This is a genomic window from Sorangium aterium (genome assembly GCF_028368935.1).
Taxonomy (GTDB): Bacteria; Myxococcota_A; Polyangia; order Polyangiales; family Polyangiaceae; genus Sorangium; species Sorangium atrum.
Genome location: NZ_JAQNDK010000001.1, coordinates 3,479,773 through 3,505,554 on the forward strand (window position 1 = coordinate 3,479,773; position 25,782 = coordinate 3,505,554).

Below are 25,782 nucleotides of genomic sequence, written 5' to 3' on the forward strand. Positions count from 1 at the left end.
CTTGGTGAGTCCGGTACCACGTGCATCCATGATAATCTCACGTGCCTGACCCCCGCCGCGAATGGAGTCATTCACGACGTTCTTCACAGTACCCGGGCCTGCCCCTGGGTCCAGCGGCCCGCGCTCCTCGTCGCCCGGGCGAGAGAGAGAGAGAGAGTGCGGTATGAAGATGCGCTAGAGCATTACCGCGTTCACGAGCATCGGCTCATGAGCATCATGCCGGCGCGAGAGAACCGCAGCAGGAGGTCGTGTTGATGGTTCTCATGGGACGACCTGAGGCGGCGCTTCAGGATCTCCTTTCTTGTTTTCGGATCAAATGGATTACCGACGCTCACGCCGGCTTCGAGCATGCGCCGAACGACCTCGTGCGCGACCTCGTTATCTTCGATGATAACCCCATGATTCGTGCTAATGTCGACGATCGCATACTCCTGGCTCGAGGAGTCGCCGCCTTCGACTTCGCTCAGCATGTAGCACTCCTTGTCCGATTGCCACATATGCTCAAACTCTTTCAGCCTATTGTCGTCCATGTTCCAATTCCCTCTACTACTTCTTGGGCGAGGCTGACCAAATGCAATCACGTTCATATCATGCTCTATCACTGTAGACACGCTCTGTGGCGAGCCCGCCTTGCGCAAATCCTTAAGGAATCCGAGATCCTGCTCGCTGGGCCCGTAGTCACCGCCCTTTGGATGAGTGTGACTGTTGAGACGGATGTTTGGCCCAATGGGCGGCCTGACCCTTGCGACGGACCCAGAGTAAATCCAGTACGTGCCGCCTCCACCACCTCGTCCCATTCCGGTTCGATAGACCAGAGCGAACTCGACTCTGAACTCCTTCTGCAGCGACCACATATCCATTGGGGTGAGGCGTCTTGAGATCATGACTCCGACTTCGCCGGGTGGCTCGGAGACGATGATGGATGGACTCCGCTGCTCAAGCGTCGCGATGGGGCGCCCTCCTGGGGAGCTGAAAGCCTTGCCGGACGGTAACACGGAGGATGCTGACAGGCCTGGGGTGCTCTCTCGCCCCTCATCCTTCCCCGCCGCCGGTCTCCACGTCGGCGAGATATTCGCCCTGGCGGCGGAGCTGAGAGCCCGAACATCGGAACGGAGCATGAAAATCGCTCCTGCAAGCTGGATCGCACCCACGACGGCCCCAAGGACGGGGTTCTCCTCCGTCAGGTATCGATAGACTGCGGCGGTCTCAGGGGACATCCTGTCGGTCGGACCGCCGCTGCTCCTTCCAGGCGGCACATAGGTAGCTCCGGCCGGGCCTGTTCCTCGTCCCGGCGGGGTCGAGTGAGTCGCTCCCGGAGACGATGTGCTCGTCTCGGGAGGCGGCGCAACCTGTAGCTCACCGATCTGCTTGATGTCCTTCCTGTCGCCGAAGATGCTTCTTGTCCTGTGCTGGACAGGCTTCACCGTGTCATCGTCAGCGGATACGGTCTTCAGCTGAAACCTGAGGCCAGCCTTGAATTATCAACCTCTTTCGACTCCGTCCCATTGGCGTCCACCAGCCGTATCGGATTCCCCCGCACGTACTGATACAGGTTCGGCCCATCTACAATCCCCGCCGGATCTGCGCTCGTCCACCTCCCCAGCCACGGCGCGTAGTACCGTGCCCCGTGGTCGTAGAGCCCCGTCTCCTCGTCCTTCTCCTTGCCCGTGTACCGGTACCTCCTCTGCGAGACCTCGATCCCCGACGCCGCCGACCAGTACGCCGTCGTCCCATAGGGATGGTACTCCTCATAGCCGATCACAAGCCCCGCCCCGTCGACCTCCAGCGACGCCGACCCGAGGTGGTTATCGAGCTGATACCGCACCCGCGGCGTCACCGTGAACGGCCCCGACGTGTCGACCGTCTTGGTCTCCACCATCGCCACCCGCCGCGCGCCATCCATCACGTGCAGCGTCTGCCGCTCCAGCACCAGCCCCGACCCGTTGCGCCTCCGGTACACCTCGTAGCCGCCGAGGTAGATGCGCTCGTCCACAAGCCCGTTGTGCTCCCAGACCTTGCGCACGCGCTGCCCCGCAGCGTCGTAGTCGTAATAGACATCGCCGCCGCCGTCGAGGTCCGTGCTCCGCACCTGGTCTTTCTCGTCCCAGGTCAGCGCCGTGATGTGCGGCATCGACGTCATGTTGCCGTGCGCGTCATACGCATAGTTGCGGAACGGCCCGTTCACCGGGTCCCCGGTCGTGCTCGTCAGCCGGTTGTTCTCCGTCTCCTGGTACGCATACCACCGCGTCCAGCTTCCCGTGCCCGCCTGGTGCACCATCCTCTGCAGGTTGCCCACCGCATCGTAGACATACTGCTCCGTATAGTTCCTCAGCGCCTGCGCGTCGTTCGCGTGCGGCAGCGACTGGATCGGCAGGTCGTTCTGGTCACGCGGCGCGTCCGACAGCCCGCCCGCATGCTCCCGCCCCGTCGCCTCGATCAGCCGGTAGACCGCGTCGTACACGTACTGCGCGCTCGGCGATACCACCGCGTTGTTGAAGAACACCGTCTGCTGCGCGCTGTCCCCGATCTCCACGATGTTCCCCACGGGGTCGTACACATACGTGAGGTTCTGCAGCACCGCGCTGTCCGAGCTCCGCGTCGTCTTCAGGCGCGAGAGCCGGAAGGTCAGCGGATCGTACGTGTACACCGTGAACGTGCCGTTGCCGTAGTCGATCCGCTCTCGCTGGCCCTTCGCGTCGTAATCGATGTTGTCGACGAACGTCGTCCACGCCACCCCGCCTCGAATCCGCGCCTCCACCCGCTCCAGCAGCCCCGCCTCGTTGTACGTCGGCTTGACCTCGCTAGCACCCGAGGCGGTCAGGCCATCTGGGGCGGTCAGGCTGGTTGGGCGGTTCAGCGCATCGTACGCCGTCTGCGTGCCGAAGCTCTCGGTCTCCAGCAGCGGGTCAGCCGCCGTCGCGATGGCAGCCACATCCGTCAGCGCCGACAGCACCGACCAGTCGGCGTCCGCGTGCACATCGCTGCGCAGCCGGCGCGAGGCCTGCAGCAGGTTGCCCTTGAAGTCGTACGCCTGGCTTGTCACCACACCCGCGCCATCATACACCTGGTACGCCCGCCCGCGCAGGTTCAGCGCCGTCGCCTGAGGGTGCGCTTCGCCGTAGACGTAACGGCGCGCCAGCCGCTCGCTGCCCGAGCCGAGCTGCACGTGCTCGTGCGTCGGCCGGCGCAGCCCATCGTACGACGAGCGGTAGACGAACCCACGCCCGTTCCAGGCGCGCAGCCGCTGTCCTGTCGCGCCCGCCAGCATCCACCGCTCGCCGCTGTCGTTGCTCTTCTGATAGAGCAGCTGCCCGCCCAGCCCGAAGCGATGCTGCATCGCCTCGTCGTCGCGCGCGTCCGTGATCAGGAGCGGCCGCCCCTCGATATCGAGCGTCGTCTGGGTGATGTACTCTCCCTCGGCCCCGTTGTCCGCCACCGCGCGGAACACCCGCCCCAGCGCGTCCAGGTGGCTCACCGCCGGCGTCCCGGCGTGCGCGGCCGCCAGGTTGGCTGCGCGGCGCTCCGGATCGCCCGCCGGCAGCGCCTGCCGCGCCGCGTACCACGCGCTCTCCAGCACCGTGTCGTTCGGATCGTGCGACGTCTGCTTCCACGCATCGAACACCACCCGCGAGAACGTGCCATTCGGCAGGTCGGTCCGGATGAGCCGGCCGAGCGGATCGTACCGCAGGACTGGCGTGACCCCCCACTCCACGAGCTCAGCTTCGTCCTCGTACTCGTTCGTCGCGCTGAAGAACGGCTCGTACTGCTTGACCGGATTGCCCTTGTTGTCCAGCACCGTGCGCCCGGTCCCGACCCAGCGCGACGTCGTGTGCGAAAAGACCAGGTCGCCCTGCGCGTCGTGCACCAGCGCGCCGTTCGCGTCGCGCTCGGGCGCGAGCCCTGGCTCGGCCTTCACCTTGCGCAGCACCTCGTTGCCCGAGCCGTCGGAGTAGCTGTATGTGTCCAGCCAGCGCGGGTTACCCGGTCCGTGCTGCTCGCGCGCGCGGGCGTGCACCACGTTCGGCTTGCCGGTGAGAACGAACCGCTCCAGGTCGTACGCGAACGTCGCCGTCGGATCCTCGCGCGTGTCGCCCTCACCGGCCCCCGACTTTCCCATCACCAAGATGGCCGTGACCCGGCCTAGCGCGTCGAAGAGCACCTCGCTCACGTTGCCATTGGCATCGGTGAGCTGCCGCGGGGCGAGGACGCGGTAGTCGGGGACGGCCTCCACGACGTTGCTCAGCGGGTCCGTCACCTCCGTCACGAGCAGGCAATACGGGTCGTAGGCGACCTGCGACGCATTGCCGAACGGATCGACGAACGTCGCCGGCAAGTAGAAGTGAGCCGCCGAAGGCACCGCCCGCCCCGAGGCCACCCAATAGTCCGGATCGTCCGGGAGCTGGACATAGCCCCCCTCCTCGAGCATGCCGCTCGTGACGCGGGTCCCGAACACCGACGTGATCAGCGAAGGCGTGAGGACCTTGGCGAAGCTCCCATACGGCAGCGCCCTGCTGCCGACCTCGCCGAACGGCAGCGGCCCCGTGAGATCGTCGCTCCAGTACCTCGTGCGCGCATGCTGCAACAGGCGCTTCTGGAAGCCCCCGCTCGGCGTCCCGTCGTACGCGAGCGTCGGCACGTCCTCCGCCGTGGCCGCCGCGTCGAAGACTGCCTGGAACCCGAGCACCCCCTCAGACCCGAGCGGCAGGCCGTGCAGCTCGTAGATCCGGGTCGCGGTCGGGACCCCGATCCGATAAGCACCCTCCTCGTCCGGGACCAGGTGCTTCACATCGTTCTCCGTCAGCGTCGCCTTCCCCTGCTCCTGCTCGGGGAACTCCGCCCACGCCGCCCGCCGGCGATACCCGATCTGCGCTGCCCGCAGGACCACACCGTAATTGTCGACTTCCAGCGTGAGCGCATGCGCCACGCGCGGATCGCTCTCGCTACGCTCGTAATGGTACTCCAGCGCCTCCCGCGCATGGGCGAAGAACACCGTGTGCGCATTGCCCACCGCGGGCTGGAGGCGCCGCATCGCGTAGCTGTGCTCCTTGACGACGTACGGACGCGGCTCCTCCGCCGACCCGTCGAGCGCGTAGACCTCCTGGCGGAGGGGCCGCCCCTTGAGCGCCCGGCACGCCTCGCGCATCTCCACGGCGCGGAGCCCCTCGGGAAGCAGCGTGTCCGCAAGGCGGACCGCCTCCGCGTCGCCGGCGTAATACTCGCTCTCGTACTGCGCCGAGATCTTCGCCCCCTCCATCCAGGCGCCGGTATGGAACCACGTCTTCGTCAGCACCGGCGGCAGGTGCAGCTCGGGATCGGCGTTTGCCGCGGGCGGCGCGAAGCCGGCCCCGCTGAACGCCGAGAACGACTCGGTGTCCCGCTGCTCCACCATGCCGAAGCCGCGCATCTCCCGTTCCACACCATCGTAGTCGCCGTGGTGGTAGGCATACGTTGTCACGAAGCGATGCCGCGAGATCGCGTCGAAGACCTCGACGCGCTCGATGACATGGACCACGAACGGCAGCCTCGTCACCCACCGTCGGCCAACCGCCCGGTCGGCGAGGTAGAACTTCGTCGACGGCGCATACGCCACCGTCGTAGTTCTGCCGAGGTTGTTCGCGATCGAGGTCAAGAGGTGCGGCTTCTTGCTCCCGAGCAGATCGATGTAGCGCACCCGCGGGCGCGCCCCGGGCAGCGACGAGGCCCACACCAGGCACCCGGTCCCGCAGCCGAGCAGATCGATCACCTCGACTGCCGCCAGATCGCTCACGTCGGGCAGCGGCGGCAGGATCACCGGTGCAGCCAGCGTATTGCCGGCGTTGTTCGCATAGAAGCGCACGCCGTCCGGGTGCAGGTAGACGATATCGGTCGTCCCCGAGCCGTCCACGTCGGCGAGGCGGATGCGCTTCGGGTCGAAGCGGCCCTCGTGATCGAACCGCATGCTGCCGCTCATCTGCACCTTCGCGCCGAAGCGGCAATATCCGAGGTTGGGCCAGTAACACACGTTGCCGTTCCGGATCCGCACGAGGTCCACCAGCCCGTCGCCGCTCATGTCGGCCAGGAAGATGCTCTGCGCCGCGTCGGCGAAGACGAGCGACGGCCCGCGCTCCTCGTCGCTCGGACGCGCGATCGTGATCGGCCGGTCGAAGCCGCCCTTGGCGAGCGACGGATACCACGTGAACGTGTCGGGCCCCGTGATCAGGATGTCCTCGTGCCCGTCGCCGTTCAGATCGATGAGGCGGACGTTCGGGTCGCTCCAGTCGACGTTCGGCTGCGACGCGAACGGGCGGAACGCCGCCCAGCCCGCGCCTTCGCGGTCGAAGTAGCCCGCCACCGGCCGCTCGAACACCACCCTCTCCTTGCGCCCATCTCCGTCGATGTCGAGCAGCTGCCCGCCGGAGACCGCCGGGCGAGATTGCAGCGGCCGCGCCGCGGACAAGAGGCCCCCGCCGAGGTTCTGCTTGTAATACAGCGCCTCGCCCTCCTCATTCAGCACGCCGGGCAGCGCCTCGCCGTCGAGATCGACCCACCGCCGCCCAGACCCCATCGTGCCGCCCGGCAGGTCTCGCAGACTCTCGGGGTCGAGCGACTTCACCTCGCGGTGAATCACCGGCTCGCTGTACGTCAGCGCGATCGGCGGGAGCGCCTCGCGGCTGTACGCCTGGGTCTGCGGATCGCGGAGATAGCCGGCCTGGGTCGCGGCGGTGAGGCGCGTGAGGTGAGGGCCCGGCACGTACGTGAGGTCGAGCGACCGCACGAGGCACGGCGTCTCGCCGAGCTCGGACATATGGTGAAACATCAGCACGCGACGGCAGAGCCGGTACGTGCGGATCTCGAACCCGGCGCGGTACACCGAGAACGGGAGCTCGGCGTCCCCGTCATCTTTCTGCCAGTTTTCAGCCTCATGGGGCCGCCTGCCGGCGTTTTTTTTGGGTCATGGGGCCACCCGCGCGGCGGAGTGATCCAGCTTATTTTGCAGGGTCATGGGGCCAGCTTCCGAGGTTTTTTGCAGCCTCATGGGGCCAGCTCGGGACGCCGCGGTCGGGATCTGAGACGGGCTCCTTCCGATGACGGCGCGGGTCGCCGTCGGAAGGAGGCCAATGCCCTACCGAGAGCTGATCATGGTTGACATCAAGGAAATGCTCCGCCGGCGTGCGGCGAGGCAGAGCGCGCGTCGTGTGGCGCGCGAGATGGGGTTCGATCTCAAGACGGTCGGCAGGTACTTCGATGCCGCAACGACGTTGCCACTGCCGCGCGACCGCGAGCCGATGGACGAGGAGATCCACGCGATCGCCCAGCGCGTGCAGACGCGCCCCGTGCTGTTACCGAGCACGCTCTTTGACGAGCGTGCGATCCGGCTCCGTGATGGCGTGCTGGGAATCCTCAACCATGTCAAGGCCCTGCGGCCGCCTCCAGCGGTGCCCCTGCGGGTAGCCGCTCCGCGGAGCGGCTACCCGCAGCCTCCGTACCGCCTCGATCGTTTCCACAACGTCGAGCGCGCTGAGCCCACATACCTGCATCCGCGTCCCGTCGGCAAACGCGAACCTGAGCCGCAAAGGCGGCGCCTCTCGGCGCTCCGGACGCACCACGACGGGCATGAGCGGGAAACTCTCGGCTGCCTTGGGGGCTCTTGGCAACGCGCCCTCGTCCGCACACTCACCTCCAGATAGCCATCGTTCGGCGGTGACCCGGCGGACACCGAGCTCCGTGGCGATCTCGGTCGGCGTCGCCCCCGCCCGGCAGCGCTCCTTGGCGTACGCCTCCGCCCGCCTTCGCAGCTCGCTCGGATACTTCCCACGCCTCTGCTGCTCTCAATGCATCGACAGCGCTGCACGCAGCCGCACTAGCACCCTGCTTCCTGGCATCGCTCGCTCCTCTGCGCCGAGGAGGGGAACGCCTCCTTCCGGCGCCGCATAACGTGCAGCCGAAACTGGCCCTGTCAAAAACGCATTCGGCGGAGCGGCTACGCGCAGCGCGTTCGTCCACAGATCCTGCGAAACAACCATCAATAGTAACCTGAACTCGATTCAACTTTGATTCAGCATTGGGTGCCACAGGGGAGGGAGGGGAAAGCACCAACCTGGAATCGATTCGGCCTTGTCATCTGCCCCCCCGGGTCACGTTCACGGGGGACCAGCACGGCCACATGATTCGCATATCTGTAAGGTGGCCTACGCGACGACGCGTCTCCGCTCAGTGGGACCCGGTCCAGTAATAGAAGGTGCCGCCCCTGCACATGGCGCAGGTATTCACGTCTCCCCGGCGGCCATGGTGGTGGCTGCTGATCCAGGTCGGCTGCCACCACGCCGGTGGGGTCAGAGGGCCCCAGTCGCCCTGGCCATCCAGCTGCCGGTGCTCCGAGATGGGTTGCAAGCCCTCCCTGCTCGCGACCTTCGCGAGCAGGGCCTCGCAGTCCTGGGCGGGCATGCTGGCCCGGAAATAATATTCCCAGTCCGGGAACATGTCTATGTCCTGCTCGTGGATGTCGCTCGCGCTCGGCGGAAGCCCTCCGCCAAACGGATCGCGTTTTTTTCCGTCGGCCTTACAACTCGACGCGCTCCCCCCAGCCAAGGCCAGAATGGAGAGCAGCGCAAAGGACGCGTATTTGGGGTAAAAGCAGACCATTCCCATGAGCAGGTGCACCCGGTTCTCATCCTACCATGTCACGGGTCCGACCGCGAGGCCACGGTCGCCCTTTTCGCTTGCACCACGCCCTGCCGCAGCCCCATCTGTCTTCGATCCCGCGAACGGGCCATCTTTCACAGCAGTGCTACTGTGCACGCCAGCGTTTCTGTGCGGCCTCCTCGTGATCACGCACTGGAGATAGCAGCATCCCGTCGCGCAGTATCTCGACAGAAAACAACTCCGTCTCTACACGAAATTCGACCCCCGGAAGCAGATCATGCCCGATCTTGGTTCGGCTCGCGCCCACGGCCGATCGGTGAGATTGGTCCGGTGGCACATCGAAATCCCAGATGTCGGTGAACGAACCCACTCCGCGAAACTCGTAGCCGCCATCACCGAACGAATATAGGGTTCCCGAGACGGTTGCTCGGGCGCCGCCGAGGCCATCGTTCACGATTGCGGCCCCGGACCAAGTGAAATCCGATGGTGATGCACTGTGTCTCGCTTGATCACGCAGCGCTTCGCGCAGCGTCGGCTCGGGGCCTGTCTTGAAGTCTGCATATCTAACGTTGTAGTCCGCGCCAGTCTCCATCGATAGCTTAGCTAGCTCATCAGCGGAGATGCGGTACGTGCCTCCGTTGCCGTACATATACTGTTCGAGCAGCGCATCCGAAAGATCCGACTTGCCCTTCAACAGAAATGCACCCCTCCACATCAAGTCCTCCCACGGGCCATACGGGCCTTCGTGGAACGAAGCTGTGGGCAACTCTCCCCAACGAAGGGGCATTCCTCCGTACTCAGGCTTGCTCCAATCTGTGATCGGAAAGCGCGTCTGCTGTTCGACGGGGACTAGACTACGGTGCTGCTCACGAACGACTTCGAGGCGCTCATTGTAGTCCATCGAGGGGTCTATCAGGGGAATGATTCGATCTTCTTCGCTGGGTGTTGCCGTCGTCTGGCCACCGGGCAGAGCAGAAGGCAGATCTCCCGCGTAGGAGAGGTTTTGCTGATCGGTCGTTCGCGTGTCATGTGGCAGCGGCGGGTCCAAGCCGGCCGGATCGAGGAATTTTACCGGGTTGTCTGTGGTATACCAGTATGAGCTCGCTGAAGCGTTGAAGCCGCTCGGGTCCGCCGCCGTCCACCTCCCGAGCCACGGCGCGTAGTACCTCGCCCCGTGGTAGTACAGCCCCGATTCCTCGTCCTTCTCCTGGCCGGTGTAGCGATACCGCTTTCGGCTCACCTCCGCCGCGCTGCTGGTCGACCAGTACGCCGTCGTCCCGTAGGGGTGATACTCCTCGTAGCCGATCACGAGCCCTGCCCCGTCCACCTCCAGCGACGCCGACCCGAGGTGATTGTCGAGCTGGTAGCGCACCCGCGGCGTTACCGTGAGCGGCCCCGAGGTGTCGACCGTCTTGGTCTCGACCATGGCCACCCGCCGCGCGCCATCCATCACGTGCAGCGTCTGTCGCTCGAGCACGAGCCCCGCCGCGTTGCGCTTGCGGTAGACCTCGTAGCCGCCGATGTAGATGCGCTCCTCGACGAGCCCGCTGTGCTCCCAGGCCTTGCGCACGCGCTGCCCGGCGGCGTCGTAGGTGTAATACACGACTCCGCCGCCATCGAGATCGATGCTTTGCAGCTGGTCGTTCTCATCCCACGTGAGCGCTGCGATGTGTGGCATGGCCGTCATGTTGCCGTGGGCGTCATGGGGATACATCGGGCTGGACGGCTCGCCTTCAGGAGCCCCGAAGGTGGTCACGAGCCGGTTGCTCGTCATCTCGTAGGAATACCGCCGGATCCAGGTCCCCGCGCCGGCCAGATGCTCCATCCGCTGGATGTTGCCGACTGCGTCGTAAAAGTACTGCTCGGTGTAGTTCCTGAGGGCCTGCGCATCGTTCGCGTGGGGCAGCGCCTGGATCGGCACGTCGTTCTCATCGCGCTGCACGTCGGCGAGCCCGCCCGCGTGCTCTCGTCCCGTCGCCTCGATCAGCCGGTAGACCGCGTCGTACACGTACTGCGCACTCGGCGACACCACCGCGTTGTTGAAGAACACCGTCTGCTGCGCGCTGTCCCCGATCTCGACGATATTCCCGACGGGATCGTACGTGTACGTCAGGTTCTGGAGAACCGCGCCATCCGAGCTGCGCGTGGTCCGGAGGCGCGCGAGCCGGAAGGTCAGCGGATCGTACGTATACACCGTGGACGTGCCGTTACCGTAGTCGATCCGCTCTCGCTGGCCCTTCGCGTCGTAGTCGATGTTGTCAACGAACGTCGTCCACGCCACCGCGCCTCGAATCCGCGCCTCCACCCGCTCCAGCAGCCCCGCCTCGTTGTACGTCGGCTTGACCTCGCTTGCATCCGGGGCCGTCAGGCTGGTTGGGCGGTTCAGCGCATCGTACGCCGTCTGCGTGCCGAAGCTCTCGGTCTCCAGCAGCGGCTCCGCCGCCGTCGCAATGGCAGCCACATCCGTCAGCGCCGACAGCACCGACCAGTCGGCGTCGGCGTGCACGTCGCTCCGCAGCCGGCGCGACGCCTGCAGCAGGTTGCCCTTGAAGTCGTACGCCTGGCTCGTCACAGCTCCCGCGCCATCATACACCTGGTACGCCCTGCCGCGCAGGTTCAGCGCCGTCGCCTGCGGGTGCGCTTCGCCGTAGACGTAACGGCGCGCCAGCCGCTCGCTGCCCGAGCCCAGCTGCACCTGCTCGTGCGTCGGCCGGCGCAGCCCATCGTACGACGAGCGGTAGACGAACCCTCGCCCGTTCCACGCCCGCAGCCGCTGTCCTGTCGCGCCCGCCAGCATCCACCGCTCGCCGCCGTCGTTGCTCTTCTGATAGAGCAGTTGCCCGCCCAGTCCGAAGCGATGCTGCATCGCCTCGTTGTCGCGCGCGTCCGTGATCACGAGCGGCTGCCCCTCGATATCCAGCGTGCTCTGCGTGACGTACTGCCCCTCGGCACCGTTGTCCGCCACCGCGCGGAACACCCGCCCCAGCGCGTCCAGGTGACTCACCGCCGGGGTACCGGCGTGTGCTGCCGCCAGGTTGGCCGCACGGCGCTGCGGGTCGCCCGGCGGCAGCGCCTGGCGCGCCGCGTACCACGCGCTCTCCAGCACCGTGTCGTTCGGATCGTGCGACGTCTGCTTCCACGCATCGAACACCACCCGCGAGAACGTGCCATTGGGCAGGTCGGTCCGGATGAGCCGGCCGAGCGGATCGTACCGCAGGATCGGCGTGACCCCCCACTCCACGAGCTCCGCTTCGTCCTCGTACTCGTGCGTCGCGCTGAAGAACGGCTCGTACTGCTTGACCGGATTGCCCTTGTTGTCCAGCACCGTGCGCCCGGTCCCGACCCAGCGCGACGTCGCATGCGAAAAGACCAGGTCGCCCTCCGCGTCGTGCACCAGCGCGCCGTTCGCGTCGCGCTCGGGCGCGAGCCCTGGCTCCGCCTTCACCTTGCGCAGCACCTCGTTGCCCGAGCCGTCGGAGTAGCTGTACGTGTCCAGCCAGCGCAGGTTGGCCGGTCCGTGCTGCTCGCGGGCGCGGGCGTGCACCACGTTCGGCTTGCCGGTGAGAACGAACCGCTCCAGGTCGTACGCGAACGTCGCCGTCGGATCCTCGCGCGTGTCGCCCTCACCGGCCCCCGACTTTCCCATCACCACCATCGCCGTGACCCGGCCTAGCGCGTCGAAGAGCACCTCGCTCACGTTGCGGTTTGCGTCCGTGAGCTGCCGCGGGGCGAGGACGCGGTAGTCGGGGACGGCTTCCACGAGATTGCTCAACGGGTCGGTCACCGCCGTCACGAGCAGGCAATACGGGTCGTAGGCGACCTGCGACGCATTGCTGAACGGATCAACGAACGTTGTCGGCAAGTAGAAGTGAGCCGCCGAGGGCACCGCCCGCCCCGAGGACACCCAGTAGTCCGGATCGTCCGGGAGCTGGACATAGCCCCCCTCCGCGAGCATGCCGCTCGTGACGCGAGAGCCGAACACCCACGTGATCAGCGAAGGCGTGAGGACCTTGGCGAAGCTCTCATACGGCAGCGCCCTGCTGCCGACCTCGCCGAACGGCAGCGGCGCCGTGAGATCGTCGCTCCAGTACCTCGTGCGCGCATACTGCAACAGGCGCTTCTGGAACGACCCGCCCGGCGTCCCGTCGTACTCGAGGTGCGTCGCGCCGTCCGCCGCGTCGAGGACCGCCTGGAACGCGAGCACCCCCTCCGAGCCGAGCGGCAGGCCGTGCAGCTCGTAGATCCGGGTCGCGGTCGGGACCCCGATCCGATAAGCACCCTCCTCGTCCGGGGTCAGGTGCTCCACATCGTTCTCCGTCAGCGTCGCCTTCCCCTGCCCCTGCTCGGGGAACGCCGTCCACGCCGCCCGCCGGCGATATCCGATCTGCGCCGCCCGCAGGACCGCACCGTAATCGTCGACCTCCAGCGTGAGCGCGTGCGCCACGCGCGGATCGCTCTCGCTGCGCTCGTAATGGTACTCCAGCGCCTCGCGCGCATGGGCGAAGAACACCGCATGCGCATTGCCCACCGCGGGCTGGAGGCGCCGCATCGCGTAGCTGTGCTCCTTGACGACGTACGGGCGCGGCTCCTCCGCCGACCCGTCGAGCGCGTAGACCTCCTGGCGGAGGGGCCGCCCCTTGAGCGCCCGGCACGCCTCGCGCATCTCCACGGCGCGGAGCCCCTCGGGAAGCAGCGTGTCCGCAAGGCGGACCGCCTCCGCGTCGCCGGCGTAATACTCGCTCTCGTACTGCGCCGAGATCTTCGCCCCCTCCATCCAGGCGCCGGTATGGAACCACGTCTTCGTCAGCACCGGCGGCAGGTGCAGCTCGGGATCGGCGTTTGCCGCGGGCGGCGCGAAGCCGGCCCCGCTGAACGCCGAGAACGACTCGGTGTCCCGCTGCTCCACCATGCCGAAGCCGCGCATCTCCCGTTCCACACCATCGTAGTCGCCGTGGTGGTAGGCATACGTTGTCACGAAGCGATGCCGCGAGATCGCGTCGAAGACCTCGACGCGCTCGATGACATGGACCACGAACGGCAGCCTCGTCACCCACCGTCGGCCAACCGCCCGGTCGGCGAGGTAGAACTTCGTCGACGGCGCATACGCCACCGTCGTAGTTCTGCCGAGGTTGTTCGCGATCGAGGTCAAGAGGTGCGGCTTCTTGCTCCCGAGCAGATCGATGTAGCGCACCCGCGGGCGCGCCCCGGGCAGCGACGAGGCCCACACCAGGCACCCGGTCCCGCAGCCGAGCAGATCGATCACCTCGACTGCCGCCAGATCGCTCACGTCGGGCAGCGGCGGCAGGATCACCGGTGCAGCCAGCGTATTGCCGGCGTTGTTCGCATAGAAGCGCACGCCGTCCGGGTGCAGGTAGACGATATCGGTCGTCCCCGAGCCGTCCACGTCGGCGAGGCGGATGCGCTTCGGGTCGAAGCGGCCCTCGTGATCGAACCGCATGCTGCCGCTCATCTGCACCTTCGCGCCGAAGCGGCAATATCCGAGGTTGGGCCAGTAACACACGTTGCCGTTCCGGATCCGCACGAGGTCCACCAGCCCGTCGCCGCTCATGTCGGCCAGGAAGATGCTCTGCGCCGCGTCGGCGAAGACGAGCGACGGCCCGCGCTCCTCGTCGCTCGGACGCGCGATCGTGATCGGCCGGTCGAAGCCGCCCTTGGCGAGCGACGGATACCAGGTAAACGTGTCGGGCCCCGTGATCAGGATGTCCTCGTGCCCGTCGCCGTTCAGATCGATGAGGCGGACGTTCGGGTCGCTCCAGTCGACGTTCGGCTGCGACGCGAACGGGCGGAACGCCGCCCAGCCCGCGCCTTCGCGGTCGAAGTAGCCCGCCACCGGCCGCTCGAACACCACCCTCTCCTTGCGCCCGTCTCCGTCGACGTCGAGCAGCTGCCCGCCGGAGACGGCCGGGCGAGTTTGCAGCGGCCGCGCCGCGGACAAGAGGCCCCCGCCGAGGTTCTGTTTGTAATACAGCGCCTCGCCCTCCTCGATCAGCACGCCGGGCAGCGCCTCGCCGTCGAGATCGACCCACCGCCGCCCCGTCCCCGTCGTGCCGCCCGGCAGGTCGCGCAGACTCTCGGGGTCGAGCGACTTCACCTCGCGGTGAATCACCGGCTCGCTGTACGTCAGCGCGATCGGCGGGAGCGCCTCACGGCTGTACGCCTGGGTCTGCGGATCGCGGAGATAGCCGGCCTGGGTCGCGGCGGTGAGGCGCGTGAGGTGACGGCCCGGCACGTACGTGAGGTCGAGCGACCGCACGAGGCACGGCGTCTCGCCGAGCTCGGACATATGGTGAAACATCAGCACGCGACGGCAGAGCCGGTACGTGCGGATCTCGAACCCGGCGCGGTACACTGAGAACGGGTCCTGACGGACCAGCCACGGGGCGCTCTCCGAGGGCGTGGGCGCCTCGGCGTCGTGCTCGCCGTAATCGAAGACGACCTCGAACAGGAAGCTCCCCGCGACGCCCGGCACCGTGTTCCCGTAACGGACGCGCTTGAGATGGCGGTTCGCAACCGCCGCGCGGCCCGCGTGGCGGTGGCTCTCCGCGGCCTCGTCGCGCGCCACGCCGGTCAGGTCCTCCGCCTTGTACGCGTAGGCCACGACATTGCCCTTGTCGTCCCGCGTCTCCTCCAGCAGCCACGAGAAGATGCGCGCAGGCCTCGCCGGGTCGGCAATCCGTGCCTCCGGGCTCCGCCCGTAGACGCTCGTTATGTTGTCCGGCGTCGTCGCCGTCCAGTACACGTTGCCGCTCTCCTTGACCTCGCGGCGCTCGATGCGCGCAAACGCGCCCTCCACGCGGGGACGGTAGCGGATCACCCGCTCGCTGTCCGTCTCGTACCGGTCGAGCACCGCGCCGTCGATCGACCGCGCCGGCACCAGATCCTCCGCGCCGGACAGGACGAACACATCGCTCTCGTGCGCGTCGTCGTAGCGGGGAAGGCCCCTGTCGGTCTTTCGCGTGATGCGCGGGATCGACAGCTGCCAGCCGGCGCCGAACGGGCCATTGCCAGCCCCGGAGTCGTACGTCACCGCCAGCGCTGGCCCGAACCCCGGGCGGCCGGGGCTCAGCGGCAGCGGGATCGAGAACGACCCCGTGCCCGTCACCGGGTTCGCGGAGAATTTCTCATCCACCCCGCGGATCGCGCCGCCGCCCTTCGGCAGCGCGGGCGCGGGCAGCTCCGGCGCCTTGGGCGCGCCGGGGAGGCCCTTCGGAGCCTCGGTGTTACCGGACCCCTCCCGGGCGAGGGGCGCGGCGTCTCGGCGCCTGCCGCCGGCTCCGCCGTCCGGCGCGGCCGGTGATGCTGCCGGAGCAGCGGTGGTTTCCTTCTTGGGTTCACGAGCGTTCATCCGTCTCCCTCTTCCCATGGCAATGGGCGGCCAACGCGCCCGGAGCGACTCGCTCCGGCACGACGGCGTCGACCGCCGAATCCGTGAGCGGCGCCGGGCCAGCGCCGCTCACGGACGGTTCGAGCTCACCACCCTGTCCTCGTCGCCCGGTCCCCCCCGGGACGAGGGCCCACCCCCTCTGCGGGCAGCGCTACTTGTAGAGCACGTTCACGATCATCGTGTTTGCCGCGGGCGCGGTCGCGTCGCCGTCCGCCGCGCCTACGGTCGCGCCGATGCCGATGCCGTTCGTGAACGCGATGCCGTTCGTGTGCTCGGCCGAGACCACCTGCCCGGCCGGCACCATGAGCGTCAACGCAGGCTCGGTCGTGCCGACGGTCGGGGTCCCCGCCGTGTTGTAGAGCTTCACGAACGCGACGCTCGAGCCCCAGTTGGCCAGGTGCCAGCCGAACACCTGCCCGGGAGAGCTCTTCGCGCTCTGTCCCGTGGCGCTCAGGCTGACGTTGCGGTGGACCGAGAGCCCACCCGCCGTGTCCGGCTTCACATGGACCGCGCCGACGGTGTTGGCGCCGGCCGGGAGCGACCCGACCAGGCGCACCGGCAGCGGGTCGTTCTGCGAGACGTCGACGGCGGTGCCGTCCACGCCTGTCTGCAGCTTGGCGCGGAGGACGTGGACGCCGAGGATCTCGTCGGTGGCGAGGAGCGTGCCCGCGCCCTCAGGAAGCGTGATGTTGTCCGACATATGCTGACTCCTTGGTGAGAGATCGCCTGGGTTTCGTCTACGGTCACGCCGACTCGAAGCCGTACTCACAGAGCAGGTAGATGTCCTGGAGCGTGTCGTTGAGCCGGCTGTTCGTGCGGAGGTCGCTCGCGATCACGCCCACCGCACCCCGGCTCGCGCTGAGCGTCCAGGTGCCGAGATCCTGCTCGTTCGGCGGCAGATCCTTCTTGTCACTGGCCCCCGTGTTGCAGCCGCCGGTGCTGTCCAGCGGGAACTGGTTGAGCGTGGACGATTCCTGCGCCGCGGCGCCTGGCCGCGCCATCGTCACCAGGAGCCTACCCTGGTTCAAATTCCAATAATGCGTCTTCCCGTTCCACCGCGCATAGAGCGTGTAGCTCTTCAGCGCGACCTTCTGCGTCGCCGGGGCGTAGGGGAACATCTCCGGCGTGAGCGGGATGGAGAGCTGCTGTGCCACGGCGTCATCCGACGGCGCCGCCATGAACCGGGCCCACTCGGCCGGCAGCTCGGACCGCAGGCTGAAGAGCCGGCGCCGCACCGGGGGGTGGTCGTGGTAATACGTCTTCGCCGCGGCCGCGAGGGCGCCGTTCGAGCGCGCCGTGTACCGGATGTGCAGGATCACATCGCTCACCGCCGCGATGTCGAAGCGGTTGTTCGCCGCGGGCAGCTCGATCTTGTAGGTGCCGAGCACGCCCGCGCCCTCGAAGGGGAGATACCGCTCGTCGCGCAGGTTCGGCTCGAACAGGCCCGCGTCGTTCACCCCTCCGCTGGTCGCGATCACGCCCGTCAGCGGCACGAGATCCGTCCGGAAGTCCTCGGTGTCCGCATAGGTCTGGGCGGTCACCGGCGGCTGCGGCGGCGGGCGCACGCGCGTGTTGCTCAGCGTGAGCGTGCAGCTCACGCCCGCGTACGGGCCGGTCACGGTCGGTATCGTGACGGCGACCGACTTGATGCGCCGGAAGTAGTGACCCGGGTAATCGAGATCGAACACCTCCTGCGTCAGCACGACGTCACAGGTGCCGGTCTCGCGCAGCCGCATGAGCTGCTCGGGCGCGACCTCGACGAGCGAGACGTTCTTGACGAGCTCCGCCTCTCGCGGCGTCTGCTCCAGGAACGCGGCCTCCAGGCGGCGGAGGTCGTGCTGGAGCCGCTCGCCCGCGAGCAGGCCCTGCTTCAGGCTGTCCCAGGCGCCGAAGCGCACCATCGCGGGCGTGCTGTCGGCCGTGCCGAGCTCGAACCGGAGCGCCCGCTCCGCGCGCCTCGCCATGTCGAAGGCCAGCGTGTACGTCTGGTAGTGGACGGTCGACAGCTCCGCCACCATCCAGTCGTACAGCTCCTCGGTCGTGCGCTTCCTGTCCCGGAGGAACTCGAGCACCTCGCGCGCCTGCTCGGTCTGCCGATCGTGGTTCCTGAGCTCCACCTCGGCCACCGCGGCGCGGATCTTCGCGGCGACGATCTGCTTCTCCAGCCCCTGCATCTCCTTCGCCGCGAGCCGCTCCTGCAGCGCCCACTCCTCGGCGCGCCGCTCGTAGCCGGCGATCGTGGACGCGATCGACGCGCCCTCGCGCAGCGCGCCGGCGGCCATGGAGAGCGCCTGTGCCGCCGCCTCGATCGACGCGCCCGAGGCCTGCCCGCCGATCGTGGTGAGGGCCACCGGGCTCCCCATCGTGCCCGCGCCGCCGAACGTCGTCGGCGGGGTCGCCTCGACGCCGGGGGCGACGGCGGCGATCACCTGCGCCGCGAGCCCGAGCTCCAAGCCCGTGATGCTCATGGCCAGCGCGCCCTGCTCCGCAGCGCTGATCCGCGGCAAGCCCGCGTAGTGGTCGCGGCGGAGCCGCGCCGTCTCGAGCGACCGCTCCAGCGAGGCGACGGTCGCCTGGGTCTCCTTGACCTGCTGCGCCTTGATCTCGCGCACCGCCGCGAGGAGCTCGACCTCGTGGCCGGAGCGGAGCCGCGCGATCGCCTCGCCGTCCTTCTTCTCCATGGCGGCGAGCAGCGCGGCGCCGAGCCCGGAGACCGCGCCGCAGAGCTCCGCCGCCTTGGCGAGCACCACCTGGAAGCGGTAGGGGAGCCGCGGGGAGCTCGCCTCGCCGAGCACCGTCGCGAGATCCACGCCGAGCGCCCTGGCCTGCACGAGCAGCATCGGATCGATGGGCGGCTCGAACAAGGGCAGCGTCCGGACCATGCCCTCGATGTTCATCGAGTGTCGGATCTTGAAGAGCCGATCGGCGACCGTGTCCCACAGCCCCGAGAGCGCCTCGTCGCGGGGCACGCAGAAGTACAGCTCTCCGAGGTCAGGCGCCCGCTCGTGGATCGTGGGGTGCGGCGGCTTGATCAGGGTCGCGAGGCTCTCGGCCTCGACGCGGGACCGCGACCCGATCACCGGGTCGGAGAGGTCTCCGAGCCCGAGCGCCTCGAGCTGCCAGTAGTTCCGCGGCGTCACCGCGTCCTTCCGCTCGACGCGCACCGGGCGCCGGCCGAGGATGTTGCCGGCGAGGATGTACAGCTGCGTCGCCTCGTTGAGCGACTCGATGGTCTCGCGCCGGAACAGCTGATCGCCCCACGCGATCAGGTTCTCGATGTACTTCGACACCACCGCCTTCTGGTAGGCGATCGGCCGCATCCGCGCGACGAGGTGCGGATTGAACGGGTCCTTCCGCCACGCCTCGATCTGCGCGGCGAGATCGAGCTTCTCCGACGCGTCACCCTGGTTCGTCAGGAGCGCGCGCATCAGCTTGGCCATCGCGCCCTGCTTCGAGGCCGGCAGCTCCCGGAGCTCGTCCTCGATCGAGGCGAGATCCTTGTTCTCGCGGAACGGCCGCACGTTCCAGAAGCGCTCGGGCGCCGGGGCCGGATCGCCGGTGGTCGGGTCGAAGATGAAGTGGAGCCAGCGCTGCGCCTCGGCGTGCCGGCCGCTCTGCATCAGCCGGAGGGCGATCAGGAACGGCGCGTGGAAGAACAGCTCCCAGTTGTAGATCGAGTAAGCGCCCTGGAACGAGAAGTCGACCTCCTCCTTCGGATACGGCGTGAGCACGTACTCGGGATCAGGGTCGTACGTCTCCTCGAAGTGGTCGCTGGAGCTGCGCTGGAGCGGCTCGGTCGGGTGGAGCGACCACTTGAGCAGCCCGTCCACGCCCGAGCGCTGCAGCTCCTTCCGGAACAGGCAGGCGTAGGGGTGGTAGAAGGACATGAAGCGGTATCGCTTCGCGTCTTCGTAGACGTGCGCGATGCGCGTCTCCTCGGGCGCCCTGTGCGCCCACTCGTCCGCCGCCGGCCCCGCGCGCATGGCGAACGCGCCGAATTTCAGGCCGATGTCGCCGTACGCCGTCATCCCGGGCTGAACCTGCGTGGCCTTATCCCACTCGGTGTACTCGGTCAGGACGAGATCGGCGAAGAACGTCGACTTCGCGTCCTTGAAGAAGAACGACACGCCTGCCGCGGCGGTGTCTTTGAAGTGCCCGCTGCCGATCTCGCGCGGAATGAGCGCGCGGAACGGGGTGACGCTGCCGAGCAGCGGGATGGTCTTCGCGAAGCCGTTGATCTTGATCGGAACGACCAGCTCTGTCGCATCCCTCGACACCACGTGCTGCCCCCGCCAGACGGTCCTGTAGGGAATTGCCGGATCGAAAAGATTGTAGTTCCGGATCTCGTAGCCGAAGTTGGTGCCCTCGAGCGCACCGCAAGCGCTCTGCACGAAGTGTCCGAGGCGAGTGCCCAAGGAGGTGTTGCTATACATCGCCGCGATCCCGGGCGGAGCCTGCTCGTCGTCGCGCTCCACGAGCAGCGAGACAAAATCCGTATTGGATTCCGACTCCAGCGTCACCTCCGAGCCGCCGCTCATCCGGCGCGCACCCCACGCGCCGTTGCGGCGCTGGCTCCATGCGAGGCGGATGTAATGGCTCGTCACCGCCGTCTTGCCCGCCTCGCGCGTGTCGCTCGGCATCGGCTGCTCCGGCTCGGCGCGCTCCTCGATGATCGGCCAGAAGAGGTGTGGCCGACGATCCACCACGGCGAGCAGGACCCTGTCCCCCTCGATGTCGAGATCGATGGGCTCCCAGGGAGTCCAGGACAGCCCGTCCACCCGCGTGCGGTAGAAATACTTGTACGGCTGGGCCGCGGTGCGGCCGACGACGTGGAGCACGTCGATCGGAAGGTGCGTGTCGTCGCCGTCCTCCTCCTGGTGGAACGCGCTCGCGATCTCGAGGTTCGCGACCTCGTCGAGCCTGTCCAGGTACCGCTCGAACGCGCGCTCCGCGGTGTCGTCGGTGATGTCCTGCTGCCGGAGCTCGGCCTCCAGAGCCTTGAAGAACGGCGACTTGTCGTCGCGCAGCGACGGGTCGAGGTACAGCTCGGTCTGGAGGAGCACCTTGCGGCTCGCCTCCCAGACGCGGTAGCTCTTCCGCCACGCCCACTCGCGCGCCGCCTCCTCCGGGAGCTTCAGCTCTCCCGACTCCAGGTTCATGAGCGCGCGCTGCACGAACGTCTGCACCGAGCCGATGGCCTGCTTCAGGCGCGAGGTGATCACCGCCGGGCTCGTCTCGACGTCCACGAGCAGGTTGGCGAACAGGTCGTCGCTGTCCTCGTATCCCCGCTTCGCCACGAGGTACGCCACCAGCGTCGAGCGGAGCCGCTCGCGCAGCACGTCGCGCAGCGGCGGCGCCACCCGCGCCCACTCGGCGTCGGAGTACTTCGCCTTCGCGGCCCGGACGATGCTCTGGGCAGGCCCGGCGTCGACCGAGTGCATCGAGATCTCCCAGTCGAACGCCTGCTGGGCCGAAACGCCGAGCCGCTTCAGCACCACGATCGCGCGGCGCACGAGCCCGAGGACCGAGACCAGCTCCGCGGCGTTGCTCGGATCGAGCGCCTCGTAGCCACGGGTGAAGAGCAGCGCCGTGACGTCCTCCACGGGCCAGCCCGTGGCGGCGGCCAGCTTCGCGGGCTCGGCCTCGAACAGGCTCGCCAGCGACGGGTTCGGCCCGACGAGGTGGGAGCGGAGCTCGACGAAATCCACGAGCTTCTCCCAGTCCGCGAACAACGGCGAGCCGCCGGCGCCGTCGATCTCGGCGCGCGGCAGCCCGTCGAGGTCGAGCGCCGGCGACGCGCCGGCGAACATCCGCTCGATCTCGTCGGCGCGCGCACCGAGCTGCTGCACGACCGCCGCGGCCCTGGCCAGGTGCCGGTAGGCGGCGCGCTGTGCGGCGCGGCTGGGGTCGTCGAGCGACGGCGGCGGCGAGGTGGGCAGCGAGAACGCGCTGCCGAGCGGCACGTCGTCGGACTCGCCCGTCGTGAGGATGTCCGCGATGAGCAGGTGTGTCGATCGCGCGTCCAGCTTCAGCGCCGCGCCGAGCGTGTCCTCGATGAGGGCCGCCTCGGCCTCGCTGTCCGGGGCGCCGTTCTTGCCTCGCAGCGCCAGCAGCGCGCCGAACATCTGGTCGAGCACGGAGTTGATGGCCTCGTCGGTCGCAGCGATCCGCGCGCGCCGGGACGGCCGCGCCCGGAAGATGACCTCGAGGTCGGCGGGCGACAGCCCCGAGCGCCGCACGCGATCGACAGTGTCCAGGAAGCGCAGCGTATGCTCGGGGTTGTCGGCCTCGAGCGGCTTGTAGGTGGTCAGGTTGTAGAGCGCGTGGAAATCGGGCAACGACAGCCGCGCCGCCCGCGCAAAGGTCACGTAGCGGTGGAGCTTCGCGAGCGTCACCGGCGCGAGGTCAGAGGTGTCCGCCGGGACGAGCGCGGGCAGCCCGAGCCCCGAGCTCGCGGTGAGCAGCGACAGCTCCTCCCGGCTGATGCGCAGGCCGGCGAGGATCGCGGGCGTGTGGGACTCGAACAGGGTGGCGGTCGGGAGGCTGGCGACCCCCGGCAGCGCGAGCGCGGCGTCGACCGGGTTGGTCACGGCCTTGTTCTGGAAGAGCTGCTCGTAGAACGAGGGCGTCTCGCCGGCGTCGCGGCGCTGGGTGTCGAGCGGCCCGAACCAGCTCGCGAGCGCCGCGATCGGCAGCGAGATGCCCCAGTCGGCGCGCAGCGCCTGGATCACCGCAATCACGCGCAGCGCGCGGCCGTTCACGACGTCGGTGCCGCTGGGCGCGCACGTGGCCAGCACCTGATCGAGCTCGCGAATCGACCAGCCGAGGCGCAGCCGGAGCCGCAGGAAGCGGTGCAAGATGTCCAGCGAGGCCGCGGCATCGCTCAGGCCGCCGATGCTCTGCTCGTCGATCTTGCAGCTATTCGCCGGCTGGATCGCCGGCGATCCGAAGCGATGGAGCACGGACGTCTCGAGCATGTCGCGCAGCTCGTCGTAGGACAGCCCCGAGCGCTTGAGGAACACCGGCACGTTGAACAGCCCGCCGGGGATCACGGAGACGCCCCAGGCGCTCGCCAGGGTCACGCCCGTGATCCAGGTGCCGCGGATCAGATCGAGCTCGCGCCCTGAAAGCCCGAGCCGATGGGCGGCCGCGTCCTCGGGATACATGGCCTCCGGGCTGGACCACTTCGCCCTCAGCTCGCTCAGGAATGCGTGCAGGGGCACGCCGAGGTGCTCGAGATAGACGCGCGCCTCGTGGTGCCGGTGGTGATACGGCAAGCTGAAGGGGAAGTCGGTTTCCGCCAGGCGCTCGTAAGCCGTCTCGTGCCAGTCCTCCTCGCCGCTGGGCGGGTTCGGCATGGCCGCGAGCTCCTCGGCGGTGCCGGCGGTCGCGATGTGCTCCGGGAAGGCGAGCGGCGCCTGGCTCTCGCTCACGAAGGCGTGGACGAGGATCTCGTTCACCAGATCCACGTACGGCAGCGGCGTATCGGCGTTCTGGCAGGTGAGGTCGATCCGGCCGATGTCCGGGCGCCGCCCGGCGCGCGCCGGCGTGGAGCCCGGCGCGCTGCCGAGGAGCAGCTCCTTCGCGGTCCACTTGGTGCTGCCGCTCTTCGTGATCGTGGAGCTGTACCGGTCGAGGAAGCGGAGCATGTCGACGAGGTACGCCGCCGGGCCGTAGACCGAGGCGCAGTGCGCGCACGCGCACGCGTCGGAGGAGCCGAAGAGCGCCTCGTACGTCGCGAGATCGGGCGCCGGCTGGCTCGCGCGGCGCGCGGGGTTGGGCAGGGCGTAGGCCGAGCCCTGGTTGAAGGCCGTGCCGAACTTGAGCGACAGCGCGAGCGCAACATCGGAGACGGCGACCGCCTTTTCGTAGATGTCGTTCGCGATCTCGACGCCTCCGAGGGCAGCGCCGAGCTCGGCGCCGACCCGGGGCTTGCCGCGGATGGAGATCTCCCGCGCCGACTTGAACCCGGCGTCGAGCAGCACCTTCGCCTCCTCGTACCTGGGTGTGAGATTGTGCAGCCGCTCGACCACCTTGAGATCGCGCACCGCGACCATGGGGTTGGAGAGCCCCGCGACCGCCCCCGGGTTCGACGCGATGAAGTGGCCGATGCGCGCCTCGCCGAGCTTGAACGAAGGGTTGTTGTTGAAGAACGTGGGCAGCTCGCTCCCGCCGACCGCGGCGATCGCGGACGCGACCGCCTTCGACGGGAACGCCTCCTCCAGGGCCCGCCGGAGGACCTTCGCGTAGGTCGCGCGCCTCTCGGCCACCGTCGCTCCGGGCGTGTCGGCCGGGTAGTTGATGGGCGAGCCGTTGCGCTGGATGGTGAGGACCGCGATCCAGTCGGCCTCGCTGTAGGCCGCGAGGTCCTTGAGCTCGGCGAACTGGGCGTCCTGCCAGCGCTCCCACAGCTCTTCGACGAGCGGGAAGTGATAGCGCGTGAGCGCGCCCAGCTGCAGCACGAGCTGGAGCCGCGGGATGTTGAGCGAGCCCTCGCTCTGGTACTCGGGCAAGGACGCGAGGTGGGCCCAGAAGGCCTCCGGCGTGCCATCGAACGCCAGGTACTCGGCGAGGAACTGTTCCGCGTAGCCCTCCTCGGACAGCACGAGCTCGACGAGCTGACCGAGGCTGCAGGTCGCTCCCGCGGGCGGCGCCCCCATGGCGAGATCGACGGCGGCCTGGGTGAGGAGATCGACGAAGCTATCGCTGACTTCGCCGCCCACGATCTTTGCTTCCTTGGCCTCGTCGAGCGCGCGGCGCAGCGCGGGTTTGGGGTACGACAGGAGCCCGCGCCGGGTGGCCGGCAAGCCCATGCGGACGAAGGGGTAAAAAGAATCGGCGGACCCGCCGACGCCGACGGACGTCAGGAGGGAGTCGGCCGCGACGAGCGCCTCGACCTTCCCGCGATCCACCTCGGTCCCCATCGCGACGAACTCGACCTGCTCGGCCTGAAGGGTTCCGAGGACCACCCCCTGCGTATGAGCCGCGGTGCGGGACTTGAGCTGCTGCAGCTCCGAGGGGCCGCGATCTTCCTGGTTCTGGCTGGTGACCAGGTCGACGACGGCGGTCGATGGGGCGCGGACGATCAGCGCGGAGCGGCCCAGCTCCTGATTCGACCCGTTGTAGACGATCACCCGGAGATCCGGCTGTTGCTTGCCGGATGCCAGCAGGGGCGAGTACGAGATCTTGTAATGACCCGTCGAATCGGTCGCCGACGAGCCGATCTCTATCTCTGACGTCAGCCTCACGTCGTAGGCGCGCACCGTCGCGTTCGCGACCGTCGCGCCTTGCTCGTTCCGCACGATGCCGCGTACGACCGATTGGGCTGGAGCGCGCCTGGTCGAGGTCAACGCGAGGTCCACCTCGATCCGCACGGTCGCAGGCGTCGGCGACACCTTCCATTGCGTGTAGCGCGTGACGTACTCCTCGGCCCCGGGCGAGAACACGCGGAGCGCGATCAGCGGCTTCCGCCCCTGGAAATGGCGATCCACGGCGGCCTGGTCGAGCGATATCTCGAAATCGCCGGTCTGGTTGGTCACGGCGACGGCGACGAGATCCGTGGTGACCTCCGCGCTGTCCCACGCCTCGACACGCACACTCCCGACGCCCCTTTCGGTCTTGGCTCGGACGACCCGACCGGAGAGTTTATACTTTTTCATGCGAGCTCCCTTCGATTCCATGGTCAAAAACCATCAGTTGGCGCAGTGTTCGGCCGCCGCGGCCGGTGCGCCTCGTCGCCGACGGTCGACAGCGGA

At 68.1% G+C, this 25,782-nt stretch carries 7 protein-coding genes; 1 reads left to right on the forward strand and 6 read right to left on the reverse strand.

The window, feature by feature from the left end:
- Positions 1-191: 191 nt before the first annotated feature.
- Entirely contained in the window at positions 192-1,424 is a 1,233-nt protein-coding gene (locus POL72_RS12900) for a hypothetical protein (protein ID WP_272095472.1), read from the reverse strand.
- A 26-nt stretch (positions 1,425-1,450) separates the two neighbouring features.
- Positions 1,451-6,850, reverse strand: a complete 5,400-nt coding sequence (locus tag POL72_RS12905; RefSeq protein ID WP_272095473.1) for a toxin TcdB middle/N-terminal domain-containing protein — start codon at positions 6,848-6,850, stop codon at positions 1,451-1,453.
- A 247-nt stretch (positions 6,851-7,097) separates the two neighbouring features.
- Here POL72_RS12905 and POL72_RS12910 point away from each other — a divergent pair, with 247 nt between their 5' ends.
- Positions 7,098-7,667, forward strand: a complete 570-nt coding sequence (locus tag POL72_RS12910; RefSeq protein ID WP_272095474.1) for a hypothetical protein — start codon at positions 7,098-7,100, stop codon at positions 7,665-7,667.
- A 523-nt stretch (positions 7,668-8,190) separates the two neighbouring features.
- Here POL72_RS12910 and POL72_RS12915 read toward each other — a convergent pair.
- The 4 genes from POL72_RS12915 to POL72_RS12930 all read right to left on the reverse strand — a co-directional run bounded on the left by POL72_RS12915 (position 8,191) and on the right by POL72_RS12930 (position 25,686).
- A complete protein-coding gene (locus POL72_RS12915; RefSeq protein WP_272095475.1) occupies positions 8,191-8,460 on the reverse strand; it encodes a hypothetical protein in 270 nt (89 codons plus the stop codon).
- 307 nt (positions 8,461-8,767) lie between these two features.
- The gene (locus POL72_RS12920; RefSeq protein ID WP_272095476.1) at positions 8,768-15,988 is read right to left on the reverse strand and encodes a SpvB/TcaC N-terminal domain-containing protein; all 7,221 of its coding nucleotides are present in this window, start codon (positions 15,986-15,988) and stop codon (positions 8,768-8,770) included.
- 190 nt (positions 15,989-16,178) lie between these two features.
- Entirely contained in the window at positions 16,179-16,727 is a 549-nt protein-coding gene (locus POL72_RS12925) for a hypothetical protein (RefSeq protein WP_272095477.1), read from the reverse strand.
- Between the two features lie 43 nt (positions 16,728-16,770).
- Positions 16,771-25,686: a Tc toxin subunit A-related protein gene (locus POL72_RS12930; RefSeq protein WP_272095478.1), complete on the reverse strand. Its 8,916-nt coding sequence runs from the start codon at positions 25,684-25,686 to the stop codon at positions 16,771-16,773.
- Between the last annotated feature and the right edge of the window lie 96 nt (positions 25,687-25,782).

Excerpts from the sequence above, each read along its gene's own strand:
- POL72_RS12910 (WP_272095474.1), top strand. The coding sequence starts at position 7,098 with ATGCCCTACCGAGAGCTGATCATGGTTGACATCAAGGAAATGCTCCGC.
- POL72_RS12915 (WP_272095475.1), bottom strand. The coding sequence starts at position 8,460 with ATGTTCCCGGACTGGGAATATTATTTCCGGGCCAGCATGCCCGCCCAG.
- POL72_RS12920 (WP_272095476.1), bottom strand. The coding sequence starts at position 15,988 with ATGAACGCTCGTGAACCCAAGAAGGAAACCACCGCTGCTCCGGCAGCA.
- POL72_RS12925 (WP_272095477.1), bottom strand. The coding sequence starts at position 16,727 with ATGTCGGACAACATCACGCTTCCTGAGGGCGCGGGCACGCTCCTCGCC.
- POL72_RS12930 (WP_272095478.1), bottom strand. The coding sequence starts at position 25,686 with ATGAAAAAGTATAAACTCTCCGGTCGGGTCGTCCGAGCCAAGACCGAA.